The following is a 13,786-nucleotide window of genomic DNA, read 5'->3' as shown; positions in this document are numbered from 1 at the left end:
CTGAAGCGCTCATAGTCCGCCTCCTAATTTGATTGCAGTGATCACAGCTTGTGCTTTTTGTCGGGTTTCATCGGCTTCGGCTTGTGGGTCTGAATCAAACACCACGCCTGCGCCTGCTTGAATATGGGCCACATCATTTTTGACAAAAGCAGAGCGAATAACAATGCAGGTGTCCATATCGCCTAGCCCATTTAAGTATCCTACCGCGCCACCATAACTGCCTCGACGCGCTTGCTCAGCTTCACGCACCAGTTGTGATGCTCTCACCTTTGGTGCGCCAACGAGCGTGCCCATGTTCATGCAGGCTTGGTAGGCGTGTAAAGCATCTAAATCGTGGCGAAGTTGGCCTGTCACGCGGCTCACTAGGTGCATCACGTGTGAATAGCGATCTACTTTTAATAATTCAGCGACTTTACGGCTACCGCTTTGACTGATACGGGCAATGTCGTTGCGAGCTAAGTCGACTAGCATCAAGTGCTCAGATAATTCTTTTTTGTCTAAACGCAGCTCTAACTCAATGCGGCTGTCTAAATCAAAATCAATTTGACCATCCTGAGTTTTACCGCGTTTGCGAGTACCAGCAATGGGATACACTTCCACTTGGTTATTGGCGGCTTCATATTTAAGTGCTGACTCAGGCGATGCCCCAAATAGGGTAAAATCAGGGCCGCGAAAATAAAACATATATGGACTAGGATTGGTTTTACGCAGTGCACGATAGGCACCAAGGGTGTTGGGGCAGGGCAAACTGAAACTGCGTGACGGTACCACTTGAAAAATATCACCAGCTACAATGTGCTCTTTCAAGTCGATTACGGTTTTTTTGTATTGCTCATCACTGATGTTAACCGTTTCGTCAGCCACAATGGGCACTAAAGCTTTGGCCGCAGTGATGGCTTGACACTGCGCTATCACTTGTTGGCGCTGCGCCGTTAGCGATGCAGAAATGCTCGGGTCTTCACAAAACTGCTGGCTAATGATATCGGCCTTTTGCAATTTATGGTCAATTAAAATCAGGGTTTCAGCTAAGTAGAATAAGTAATCTGGGCATTCATTACTGGCATTGGGGACTGGCGGAAGTGGCTCGACGGTATCGATGAGGTCATAAGCTAACACCCCACCGAGAAATAAGTCTTCAAATTGCGGCGTCTCATCGGTTTTAATGAATTCCACTAATGCTCGTAAGCCGTCTAGTGGCGAGGTCGATTTTAAGCGGGCATCTTCATCTTGTAAGCTGGTCGCTTTTGCTAAAACAATGGTTAACACGTTTTCGCTAAACGTATTTTTGCTGCAAAACTGCTCTTTAAAGAAAACATCTATTGGTGCCAGTAGGCTTTGGCCATTGGCGCTTAAGGCACTGAAAGTTAATTGGTAACCATCACATCGAATCATCAATGCACCATGGGTTAGCACGATGCTTTTAAGATGGTCCTTGCTGTCAATTTCGGCCGATTCCAATAACATGGTATGCGGGGCATTGTGGGTGACATGTTCATACAGGCTTAGCGGATCTGCATGGTAGGTTAACGGCTGTTTCACCGTGCTAACTTGGGCTATTTGTTTTGCTGTCATATTACTGCCTTCGTTTATTGCTTTGCCGAGTCATTGATAACAGTTGAGTCGATAATCACATCAAAAATATTTATGGTTATTTAGCCTTTGAGCGTGGGCCAAATAACAAGAAAGCCCACATTTCTGCGGGCTTTCTGGTAAAATCTTGTCTCTTAAAATGAGCGCAACGCTTCACACAACCCGTTAATTTGGGAAGTGCCACCACCAAGTAATGTTTTGAGAAGCGATAAAGTGAGTCATGCGTATCAATCTAAGTTTGTTTTCGTGCCTATAGGAAACCTTAGCTGGTGTTTAATGTCAATTGAATATTACTCATTTTGCTAATAAATGCGTAATTAATTCGCTATGTTGAAGCTTTGTTGGCCTATCTTGCTCTTATGTCGAGATTTATTTACACAATCACAAAGCTTTTAGTAGCAGTATCAAGTACAATAAGCGTATGAATACTGAATCTATCTTGGCTGATTTACATAGCCACACCACCGCATCAGATGGCTTGTTGTCCCCATCAGAGCTTGTGGCACGCGCGCTGGAAAAAGGCGTGCAAATGTTATCCATAACCGATCACGATACCGTTGATGGTTTAGCCGATGCTCACCTTTTTAATCGTCAACAGTCAGAGCCATTAATGCTTATTGATGGTACTGAAATCTCTACTCGATGGAATAATTTTGATATCCACATCGTGGGTTTAAATATTGATAGAACTCAGCCTGAGTTACTGGCGTTTTTATCATCGCAACGTGAATTGCGTGAAGTGCGAGCACAAGAGATAGGTGTGCGTTTAGCCAAAGCAGGTATTGATGGTGCCTATGAAGGGGCAAAAGCAATAGCGGGTGACGCTGCCTTAAGCCGTGGTCATTATGCCAGATGGTTAGCCGACAATGGTTACGCCAGTGATATGCCCAGTGTGTTTAAGCGCTATTTAGCGCGGGGTAAAACGGGTTACGTTCCCAATAATTGGGGTGATATGGCCAATGCGATACATGTTATCCACCAAGCGGGAGGCCTAGCGGTTTTAGCGCATCCCAGTGGTTATAAGTTGTCAGCAAAATGGCTTAAAAAACTGGTTAAAGATTTTGCCGAAGCGGGCGGGGATGCCATGGAAGTGGTGCTTGGTCAGCAAACCATTGATGACAGAAATAACTTGCTTGCGTTATGTCACCAACACCAATTATTGGGATCGTTGGGAAGTGATTTTCACTTTATAAGCAATTGGATAGAATTAGGTAAAAATTTATATCAACCCCAAGGAGTGACTTGGGTTTGGCAATCAGAATCTTGGGTGGAACGGTCATGAGCCAATTTTTTTATATACATGAAGAAAACCCGCAAGCTAGATTAATTAATCAAGTTGTGGAAATTTTAAAACAAGGTGGCGTTATCGTTTACCCAACCGACTCAGGTTATGCGCTGGGTTGTATGATTGGCGATAAGAATGCAATGACGCGGATGGTGCGCATTCGTCAGATTGATAATGATCAAAACTTTTCGCTGATGTGCCGTGATTTATCTGAGCTAGCTCATTTTGCTAAAGTCGACAACCAAGCGTATCGTTTGCTAAAAAGCTGCACGCCGGGTCCTTACACGTTCATATTTAAAGCCAGTAAAGAAGTGCCTCGCCGTTTACAGTGTGAGAAAAAACGCACTATTGGTATTCGTGTACCGGATAATTTAATTCTTCAAGCCCTATTAGAGGCTTTGGGCGAACCTTTGATGTCGACCAGTTTAGTGATGCCAAATGAAGAGCATGCTGAATCTGATCCAGAACATATTCGCGACATTCTTGAGCATCAAGTTGAAGGCATTGTTTTGGGTGGATACTTACCAGAAAAACAAACCACAGTGATTGATATGTCTGAAGGTGAGATTAATATTTTACGCTATGGCGCAGGTGATACATCCGCATTTGAATAGCCGTATCCTGTTTGCAGATAATGGTATAAACCTTGCGCAATAATGCGTATAATCGCGCGCTGAGTTTTAAGCTTGTCGTTTTTTAGGTGCTGATAAACATAATCAATTGATAACGGAGCGATATGCAGGGTCATCAACAAAGCCTTCCATTAGTCATCGTTCGCGGCCAAGTGTTAGATACGATGCCCATTGATTTGTTTATTCCGCCTGAAGCATTAGAAGTTTTCTTAGAGTCGTTTGAAGGGCCGTTAGATTTACTTTTATATTTAATCCGTAAACAAAAATTGGATGTGGTTGACTTACCCATTCAGCAAATTTCTCAGCAATATTTACTTTATATTGAAGTATTAACTGAGGCTCGGATTGAACTAGCCGCTGACTATTTAGTGATGGCGGCTACGTTAGCGGAAATCAAATCACGTTTGTTGTTACCTAAAATGGTGACAGAAGATAACGTAGAAGAAGATCCAAGGGTCATGCTAATTAGGCAGTTAAAAGCCTATGAAGTGATAAAACAAGCCGCATACGATTTAGATGAGTTACCCCGACTCGAGCGGGATGTGTTTCAAGTCAGTGCTGCGAGAGCACCAAGTATCAAACCTATTATTGTTCCACCCGATGTCACCTTATTTGAGCTAGCAAGGGCATTTGGTGAGGTACTTAAACGCATTGATGCCAATGAAGATCATCATGTAAAACGAGAGCAGCTGTCCACTCGTGAGCGCATGAGCCAAATTTTAGCTAAACTATCCAGTAGCGACTATCTGCAGTTTGAGCAGCTATTTGATTTTGAAGAAGGCCGAGCAGGCGTGGTTGTGAGTTTTTTAGCGTTAATGGAATTAGTGAAAGAGTTATTAGTGGACGTGGTTCAAAATGAGCCTTTTGCGACCATATACATTAAAGCAAAGTGATCTTGAAGAAGCGTAAATAACCATGCCGACACCAATAAACCCGACTCAATTGAAACAATTAATCGAAGCCAGTTTATTTGTATTAGCAAAACCTATGACTATTAAAGCCCTAAAAGAAACCGTGTTAGCGGACTTTAGTGTGTCACGAATGAAAATTAAAGCGGCTGTGGAAGAATTACAGCAAGAATACCAAGAACGTGGTGTCCAGTTAGTGAAAGTGGCTGGTGGATATCGCTTTCAAACTCAAGAAATACTTAGCCCTTTTTTACAGCCATTATGGCATGAAAAAGCCCCTAAATATTCTCGCGCAACCATGGAAACCTTAGCCGTGATTGCCTATCGTCAACCCGTAACTCGGGGCGATATTGAACAAGTAAGAGGTGTGGCGATCAGCAGTCACATCATAAAAAGCTTAGCTGATAGACATTGGATAAAAGTGGTTGGACACAAAGAGGTGCCGGGCAGACCCGCACTGTATGCAACCACCACTGAATTTTTATCTTATTTTGGCTTAAATAAATTAGCTGATTTACCTGAGCTAAATGATATTGAGTCACTTCAAGCGATGTTTGAAATTGCCCAAAAGGCACCACAAGATGTGGATTCAAGCGCGCAAGAACAAACTAAAGAGTAATACTAATGAGTGAAAAGTTGCAGAAAGTCTTGGCCCGTGCAGGCCATGGCTCCCGTCGTGAGATGGAGGCATGGATTGCTGCAGGTCGAGTTAGTATTGATGGTGAAATTGCCAATCTAGGTGATCGGGTTGAAGCTGACGTTAAAGTGCGTATCGACGGTCGTGCAATTTCATTAAAATCAGCGGATGAAGTGATATGTCGAGTGTTGGCATACCATAAACCTGAAGGTGAGATTTGCTCTCGCAAAGATCCTGAAGGTCGTCCAACTGTTTTCCAACGCTTACCTAATATGCGTGATTCACGTTGGGTTGCTGTTGGTCGGTTAGACATTAACACCTCGGGTTTATTGTTGTTTACTTCAGACGGTGAATTAGCAAATCGTTTGATGCACCCATCAAATGAAGTCGATCGTGAATATGCTGTTCGTACTTTTGGTGAAGTACCTGAGGTTGCTGTACAGCGTCTGCGTACTGGGGTGACACTTGAAGATGGTCCAGCCATGTTTGATAGTATCAAACCCGCTGGCGGCGAAGGGATTAACCAATGGTGGCATGTTACCTTACGTGAAGGCCGTAATCGCGAAGTTAGGCGCTTATGGGAATCACAAGAAGTGCAGGTGAGCCGATTAATTCGTATTCGTTATGGTATGGTTGAGTTACCAAAATCATTACCACGTGGTGGTTGGTTAGAGTTGCCGTTAGATCAAGTGAACTATTTACGTCAAGTGGCGGGTTTAGAGCCTGAGACTCGCTCTTTACTGGGCAATGATAAGCACAGTGTTGCGCGTTCTAAAGTGAAAAGTGCTAAGATCCGCCGTGCAGTTCGCAAGACTAAAGTGAGTGGTGGAAAAACCAAACCTTCACGTCAGCGTAGTTAACCATTAACGATGACTGATAAAATAAAACAATGCCGCATCAGCGGCATTTTTTAGATTTGTGTTTTACCGTTCAAGCATCTATTTTTAAATAGGTTAATTTATACTTAAGTTAGGGATTTAAATATGAAAATTTTTATTGCTGCTTTAATGAGTGTGATGCTGTTTGCCTGTGCTTCAAGTCCTACTTGGGAAGGCATGTCTGAAGACGACATTGCACAGTGGAAAGCTAACGGATTTGATGCTCGTTCTGCTCAAGTTTGGCATAAAGAGGGATTCACTGCGGAGCAATCTAAAGCTTGGATGGAGGTTAAATTTGATGTCGATTCGGCAAAAGATTGGTCAGAAGAGAAATTTACTGCTGATGAAGCCGCGAATTGGACTCAATCTGGTTTTGAATTAGATGATGCCGTTGAAGAGAGAAGTAAAGGGTTAACACCCGTAAAAGCAAAGTAACATGTTTCATGGTTAGAGTTGACTAGGTTAACTGATCTTTAGTCGTCATGAAACTGGTGTCATACTTAAAACAGCCCTAGCGGCTGTTTTTTATTTTCAGCTCTAAACCACCTTCTTCAGAATGTGGGTTTTTAAAGTTTTTTTATTATTTGAGCGCAACTAAGCCAATGGACTTTATATTATATTGATATCAGTGAAATACTGGGGGGCTTTTAATCTCGTTGTTAATTTTCCCATTAATGGGAAAATTACATGATTGAATGACTGTGGCTTTAGAGTTGAAATGAATAAAAATAACTCGCTTTGGTGTTTTTTGAACCACTTGAGTCGCTTAAGTTAAATTAATAGTTGCGCGGTTTAAAAAAAACAGTAAAGTGTGCACCAAGTTCAGCGGCGCAGCTTAAGTTGCTAAGTTGACAAAAGATTCTACGAGTTGAAATTCAATTCGTCACAGTTTTGCCCGAGTGGTGGAATCGGTAGACACAAGGGATTTAAAATCCCTCGCTGAATAAGCGTGCCAGTTCAAGTCTGGCCTCGGGTACCATTATTAAACTTGCTTGCAAGTGATGGATAAAAAATCCTCGACATTATGTCGGGGCTTTTTTATATGTACAATTATCTCAATCTTAATCTCAGTATCTGGGATAGTGGCATAACCAGGCTCCTCGTGTTCTTGATAAGCACGGAGTGCCACTTTCTGTTGAAAAGCCGTGTTAGGTTTTATGTAATTATATTCAAGCTATGAGATTATATTAAAGCGCAGTTGAGGCGTTTAAATACTGCGGCTTTTAAAACGGTGGCTTTTGCAAACTGCGGCAGATTAAGTTTTGCAGATCATTTTAGAAATCAACACCCATATAATCATGAGATAATATGCAATTTAACTTGTTGGTGGCTAAGTGTTCGTGTTAATATCCGCGCGCTTTATTTGAGTCATTGTTGGTCGAAAACAGTGACGCCCATTTTTTTATTATTTAAGTGAGTATTAACATGTCTTACACAATCAAAGCCGAAATCCGCACTGAAATCGGGAAAGGTTCGAGCCGCCGCCTACGTCATGCAGATATGGTTCCTGCTGTAATTTACGGTCCAGGTAAAGAGTCAATCGCGATCAAGTTTTTACACAAAGACATCATCAACATTCAAGAAAATAAAGATTTCTATGAAGGTTTAACTATCGTTCTTGACGGTAAAGAAATCAAAGTAGTCCCTAAAGCTATGCAACGTCATGCTTTCAGACCTCTTATTGAGCATGTTGACTTCATGTTTGCATAATCTGCATTGATGAAGAAAAAAGCGCCTGATGGCGCTTTTTTTGTCTTTGTTATTTACCAACTAGGGTGTTATTTTCAGCGGGTACCAAAACTATCGTTCATAATCAATTTTGAGTCTTTTTAGTCAATATCAAAACCGTAATAAATATCGAGTGATTGGCTCAAGCTGCCCGATACGGTTTCAAGGTACAGTTGTGACAATAAATAGTATCTGACTGTCATTTCATATCCAGGGTTGAACACCCCAATACCGTATTTGATCATCAAGCTGTCACCAATGTAGCCACTAATCGCAACTCGGCCATCATCATTGGCATCTAATTGCACATTGGAAAAACCAAATTGCTCAATGACGCCACGGGCAGTTGAACCTATATTAGTCATCGCGCCTCCATCAACTTGTGAGCCTAAACTTAATGCTGCGCCCATCATCAGTGAGTTGTTTTGTTGATCACTGGCATTACCGAAGCCTTTACCAGTAAGAATGTAAGAAAGCACTTCAGCTTGTTCTTTTGCAGGATTAGAGAAAAGAATCACATTAGGGCGCATTGCAGTCCCTGTTACTCGGATACCGGCGGTAATATCCTCGTCTTTAATTTCTTTTATCGCTTCAATATTTAAATTCGGCACTTCAACAGGGCCGACAAACTGAACTTCACCCGCATTAATCTTCAAGGTTTGACCCATGAATTTATAATTGCCTTTATTGACTTTAATGTCGCCAAATAATAACGGCGGTTTAAAGGCTTGTTGTTGTAACCTTAGGTTACCTGAAAGCTTGCCTGTTAAGCCCATGCCGTCAATCGAGAGTTCTTTACCTACATCAATATTAATGTCCGCCACAATGGCGTAAGGGCTTGTTTGTACTTCAAGTTCAGATATTGAATCGTTAAACACTACATCGTTCGATAATGCCACACCGCCAGCAGACAACTGCATGATTTTGATTTGACCAGAAGGCACGCTGACCGCCCCTTTAACTGCCACTTGCTGATGGTTAAATTTGATATTGAGATCCGGTGACACATCTAGAATGGCAATAGGTGGTTGAATAACCGCTAATTTAGTGCCTTTAACATTAATGTCTCCGGAAAATTGTCCATCAGGCCAATACAACTGACCATTCACAATAGCTTGGCCATCCCCCATGTGCCATTGACCATCTAATTCTGCTTGTTGCCCATTAAGTTGCAACCCTAGGAAAATTTTTTCAACCAATGTTGGGTTAGATGTTAATGCAAATGCCCCGTCGGATAATTTGATGTTACCCGTGATGTCAGGCGTCATGAGACTACCTGAAAGATTCATTCGCGTAGATAAATTTCCATTAAGGGTTTGGAGTCTTGGGAAAAACTCCCCAAAAGGCTCCAAATTTAATGACTGAATATTAATAAAACCATCGAGGGCTCTATCGGGAGTGACATTAATATTCATTTCGGTTTGTAAGCTGGCAATACCATCGGAATCGGCTGTGATGGTGGTTCTTAATTGTTTTTCGTCTAATGTGGCTTTGAACACTAACTCTTGATAATCAATATTAACCACATTTTTGACATTGCGAATCAGCTTGATATTACCCGGTAACAGCGTGAAGTTAACCACGGCAGTAGGCTTAGTTTTAGGTTGCCAATTAATTTGGCTTGTGAGCGCTGCATGGCCATCCCAATTAATATTTTTAGATAATATTGGTGCCAAAAGCTGTCCAGGATTACCACTAAAATTGATATCTGCTTGTCCTTTGGCCCCCAGTTCAACCTTATTGGTAAGACAAAGTTTATTATGGGGATGACTAATACAAAATGCGTCAATTTTGCCGCGGTTTTTAAGTTGATCCCAAGCTAACACTATGGGTTCATCTAATTGCCATTTACCAAATATATTACTGATATTCAGTTGTTTTAGTGTGGCATCAATGGTTTGATTATCAATATTTGTTTGGCTTAATAATTCACTATTAATGGTTGTATCACCCGTGGTCACCAGGGTGGTGGTCTGCTGACTTTGATCGCCTTTGCCTTCGATATTTAGGCTGGTGAGCTTGTATCCTTTATAAACAATATTTTGATTGTCTAACGCAAACGAATATTGGTGTTGGTTAAAAGGAAGGTAATGTGCATTGAGTGTTAAGTTATCTAACTTTGCACCCGCAAAGCTGCTATTTTGCATTTTAGCCGTTAGGTCAACCATGGGGTTATCACTTGCGCCTGTAACGGTAACCTTAGCGTGTATATTTCCTCTACTACCATCAAGCCATTGTCGTAAATCAGGGACATTTAGTTCGGCATCGATGTTCCATATCGAATCCGCTCGTCCATTTATGAACAGATCTGCCCCTAAGGCTGTCGCTTTTAAATTTTGCGCATTGACGGCAAAATCTTGATTCACGGCCACTTGCCCCTCTAAAGTGACGGGGTAGCCATTCATGCGTCCTTTTAATGACGCATCGCTAATATCAATTTGCCATTTATCGTTAGCCATCTTGCCACTCGTAACAAATTGTCCGCTTATTTTACTGCGTAGTGGGGTGAATTGTTGTAACCATTCTATGTTTTGCAGGCTCAAGTCTTGGGTACTGACTTTGGTTTGCCAGGTGATGTTATCGGCTAAATCGACTTCACCTTCAATCTGTAATTGACCCGCTTTAGACTGAATAGTTAAGGGGCTAAGTTTGAGTGTGTTTTGTTGGAAGGCCAGATTTGAATCAACCTTTAATTCAGGATGAAACGGGCTAATAAATTGCCCTAATAACTGAGCCTGAATCGCATCAATTTTACCTTGTGCTTGTAAAGATTGGATATTGGCAATGTATTGTGGATCTTTGAAGGGCCATTGTATTTTACTGTCGGATATTTCGCCCCTAAAAGGCAAGCTTGCTAGGTTCAAGCCTACGTCGGCTTGGAGATTAAGCGTAGTATCGCCAGTTAATTTTGCATTTATGGCTAATTTTTTTAAATCATCAGTCAACTCGAGGGTGAGTTTCTGTTTGGTAAAGCCAGGTAACTCAGCTATCTGATCAATGTTTGCGGATACTTTGATATTCATTGGATAGCTGTCAACTAAGTTAATGTCACCTATTAAATCAAGATCGCCATAGCTATGTTTTGCATGAAGCTGACTAAGACCTATGTTGTAGCCGATGTAATTACCCGCAATAATAATTTGTTCAAAAAAGTCTTTACGTTGACCAATCTGTAAGGTGCTATCAAGTGAATTGAGTTCTTTAATAAATAATCTAAAGGGTAAATACACTGCTGGTAAGTCCGCTAATGGCCAGGCTTTTTCTGCCGAATCTGCCGTTGAGGTTTGTGTCTCATCCTCGTTCGGTATGATGACCGCTAATTCAAAACTACTGATATGCTCGACTTTTAAATCAGGCCCAGTCCAAAATGCTTTAGCCTTTAATTGACTGGCATTAAAATGCATGTCGTTGACTGTGACATTGATGGCTGCTAGATCGGCATTATTTAATGAAATATCAAAAGGCAGAATAAGTAACTCTTGCTCAGATGATTGTAGCTTAGATAAATCAGAGTCGGATAACTCAGCTTCAGCGGGAGCATGTTTGGCAGCATTGTCTGCCGTTGATAGATTCTGTTCAGTGGTATTACTTTGCGCTGATGTCATCAGTTCAGGATAAATAATTTGAGAATCAACAAGTGTTGAAGTCGCGGTATCGCTAAGCAATGCAGTTTGAATATCAACAGTGACTTTTGAGGCGCTTAGGGAATCAACGCAAAGCTGCTTATTAATAAAACAGCGAGGCAGCCACTCTATGGCAAGATCGTTAATCTCAACACTGATGCCATCCATCTCCCAAGACGCATAGTCAAGTTTTAGATCATGGTTGATAGTGCCAGATTGGTAATTCAATTCAAGATTAGGGATAAGTTGGCTTGCGATCGTAATACCGATATTGCTACCGATAGACGTGCCAAGTATCAGGGCAAGTAAAACCAATATTAATAGCGGTATATATATAATTATTCGAGTGTAAAATTTGAAGCTACGCCATAATTGCTTTAACAGGGCGATGAATAAAGTGTCTTTTACAACAGGCTGATGCATTTCTGCGTTAGCTAACCCAGCATTTTCAGCTTGCTGCGGGTCTTTGTTTAACAGGGTGCTATTTGGCAGTACATCACTTGATGCACTGTCATGCACATCGGCAGTTTTGTTATTGTTTTGTGTACCGTTCATCGGCGTTTTTGATGAGGCCATTATAATTCTGTTCCCATTGTTAAATGGAATCGGAATGAACGATCAACCGTTTCAGTTTCTTTTAATCCAAAGCCTAGGTCTAACTTGATTGGCCCAATAGGTGAGATCCAGTGAATACCCCCACCGACAGACATGACAGATTCAAATTGATCGGTATCAAAAGCATTACCTGCATCAACAAATGTTGCGACTCGCCAAGTTGGAGTTAGGTAATATTGATACTCTACACTGCCCACAATCAAATAACGTCCACCAATAACTTGGCGAGAAAGACCGCCTTGGGCGTTTTCATAGTCGATATAAGGTCCAAGTTCTTGATATCGATAACCACGAACTGATTGATCGCCTCCGGCAAAATACCTCAGGGATGGCGCAATAAAAGGAATATCTTCTTTGTCTGCAATATTGGCACCTAAATCAAGACGCGCCACAATTCGGTGTTTATCGAAGAAAGTGTCAATCCATTTAAGTTTTGCTTGTAATCGCGCGAGTCGAATTGCTGAGCCTAAATTAGGATCGGCATACTCAAAACTATAGGTTTGACGAAAACCCGATTTGGGATCGAGGGTATTATCACCACGAATGGTCTTAGTTACACCTATTCCTAGCAAATAAAAGTTGGGTGTATAATCTGTATCTTCTTGAGTATAAAACTCTTTGATTGCCTCAACAGAATAACCAAATAGCCAGTTATTTTCGGTCCGTCGCTGCCTAATCACGCCGATAAGATATTTTTCTGCTTCAAGTTGTCCAGTATTAACAAATTGACGATCTTCAGGAACATAGTCTTGAATGACGCCATATTCATCACGTAACACACCCAGTTTAATTTTCAGTTGATCGTCTAAAGGATCGGTTAACGGAATCGTGTAAGTGGTGAGTAATTTCGGTGTGTAAGGTGACCATTCTGCAGAGGTTTCTTGTTTATGCCCGTAACGATTAACCTGCGGTGTTCGCCAAGTGACACGTATTCTTGGTTCTACAGCACTTTCACTACTATTTCCAATGTCTACACCTGCACCCACTTCAATGGAGTGGCTTGGACGTGGTGTTAATTCCACTTTAATCGGGACGTTACCTTCGCTGATTTTTTCCATTTCAGGTAACACTTTAATATTACTAAAATAACCTACATCAATCAGGTTTCTATTTAAACGATTTAGTTCTGCTGTAGCGTAGGGCGTATCGGCTTCAAACGGGATCAATTCTTGAACAATATTATCATTAAGGGTATGGCCTTCAAATGTTACATCGCCGAATCGATAGCGGGGACCAGAGTCAAAATGCAGGTTAATTTGAGCCGTGTTTTTATCGCGATTAATCACAATTTCGGAACGTGAAAAACGACCATCAAAATATCCACGCGCCAGTGCAATAGTCATGAGTTGTGATTTAATGGTTTCATACTGGCCGTGATGCAAAGGATCGCCAGGCTTGATGGTTAATCCATCTAACCAGCGTCTAAAGGAAATATCTTCAAGCATTTCGCCATCAAAATTGATATCAATCCATTGCAACCGGACAGGCTCATGTGGGTCAACCTTGATATTGAGTTGCCATGGGCCTTTTGTTGTTTCTGTCACATTGACGGCAAGTTTGGCCCGGTAAAACCCCATAGATTCCAATGCGTCATTGGTATTATCTTCAACGGTAAATAAAAATGCACGCCGCTGAATTTCATTTTGGGGCAATGAGCCTAAATGGGCACGAATATTTTTTTCAAGAGCAGACTCAACTCCAGAGATGGAAACCGTTAATAAATCGTCAGCCGCAAGTGCACCACTACTGCGAACTACAGTAAGTGCAAGGATAAAAAAAAGGCTGACTCTCAAACAATTAATTAACAATATTTAGGTACTTACTGATTTATGCACATCTTGTTTATATTGTCGCTAGAAAGCGTTAAAGTCGCAAGGCAAACAATAGGCA

10 protein-coding genes and 1 tRNA gene are annotated in these 13,786 nt (G+C 41.5%); 8 read left to right on the top strand and 3 right to left on the bottom strand.

Translation table 11 applies throughout. The annotated features are described in order from the left end of the window. Positions 1-9 precede the first annotated feature (9 nt). Positions 10-1,572, bottom strand: coding sequence for an anthranilate synthase component 1 (locus OHT75_RS17325; protein ID WP_264728879.1), 1,563 nt, complete (start codon positions 1,570-1,572; stop codon positions 10-12). Between the two features lie 439 nt (positions 1,573-2,011). Here OHT75_RS17325 and rnm point away from each other — a divergent pair, with 439 nt between their 5' ends. The 8 genes from rnm (at position 2,012) to rplY (ending at position 7,640) form a co-directional block, all read left to right on the top strand. Continuing rightward, the gene (gene rnm, locus OHT75_RS17320) at positions 2,012-2,872 is read left to right on the top strand and encodes an RNase RNM (RefSeq protein ID WP_264728877.1); all 861 of its coding nucleotides are present in this window, start codon (positions 2,012-2,014) and stop codon (positions 2,870-2,872) included. Further along, positions 2,869-3,489 (top strand): L-threonylcarbamoyladenylate synthase, encoded by a 621-nt coding sequence (locus OHT75_RS17315; RefSeq protein WP_264728876.1) that lies wholly within the window; start codon positions 2,869-2,871, stop codon positions 3,487-3,489. The genes rnm and OHT75_RS17315 overlap by 4 nt, the downstream gene beginning before the upstream one ends. 122 nt (positions 3,490-3,611) lie before the next feature. After that, a complete protein-coding gene (locus OHT75_RS17310) occupies positions 3,612-4,400 on the top strand; it encodes a segregation and condensation protein A (RefSeq protein WP_264728874.1) in 789 nt (262 codons plus the stop codon). A gap of 22 nt (positions 4,401-4,422) precedes the next feature. Then, positions 4,423-5,034, top strand: a complete 612-nt coding sequence (gene scpB, locus OHT75_RS17305; RefSeq protein WP_264728872.1) for an SMC-Scp complex subunit ScpB — start codon at positions 4,423-4,425, stop codon at positions 5,032-5,034. Positions 5,035-5,039: 5 nt separating this feature from the next. After that, positions 5,040-5,912 (top strand): 23S rRNA pseudouridine(2605) synthase RluB, encoded by an 873-nt coding sequence (rluB, locus tag OHT75_RS17300; protein ID WP_188843002.1) that lies wholly within the window; start codon positions 5,040-5,042, stop codon positions 5,910-5,912. Between the two features lie 123 nt (positions 5,913-6,035). After that, positions 6,036-6,365, top strand: a complete 330-nt coding sequence (locus OHT75_RS17295; protein ID WP_264728869.1) for a hypothetical protein — start codon at positions 6,036-6,038, stop codon at positions 6,363-6,365. Positions 6,366-6,823: 458 nt separating this feature from the next. Next, positions 6,824-6,909: transfer RNA gene (locus OHT75_RS17290), tRNA-Leu, on the top strand. A gap of 446 nt (positions 6,910-7,355) precedes the next feature. Beyond that, a complete protein-coding gene (gene rplY / locus OHT75_RS17285; protein ID WP_264728867.1) occupies positions 7,356-7,640 on the top strand; it encodes a 50S ribosomal protein L25 in 285 nt (94 codons plus the stop codon). A 119-nt stretch (positions 7,641-7,759) separates the two neighbouring features. Here the strand turns inward: rplY and OHT75_RS17280 are convergent, their stop codons facing one another. Both OHT75_RS17280 and OHT75_RS17275 read right to left on the bottom strand, forming a co-directional pair. Continuing rightward, the gene (locus OHT75_RS17280; RefSeq protein WP_264728866.1) at positions 7,760-11,857 is read right to left on the bottom strand and encodes a translocation/assembly module TamB domain-containing protein; all 4,098 of its coding nucleotides are present in this window, start codon (positions 11,855-11,857) and stop codon (positions 7,760-7,762) included. Beyond that, positions 11,857-13,689, bottom strand: a complete 1,833-nt coding sequence (locus OHT75_RS17275) for an autotransporter assembly complex protein TamA (RefSeq protein WP_264728865.1) — start codon at positions 13,687-13,689, stop codon at positions 11,857-11,859. The genes OHT75_RS17280 and OHT75_RS17275 overlap by 1 nt, the downstream gene beginning before the upstream one ends. Positions 13,690-13,786 lie beyond the last annotated feature (97 nt).

Source organism: Shewanella subflava, from assembly GCF_025971955.1.
GTDB lineage: Bacteria > Pseudomonadota > Gammaproteobacteria > Enterobacterales > Shewanellaceae > Shewanella > Shewanella subflava.
This window is presented reverse-complemented; position numbering and strand designations above follow the sequence as displayed.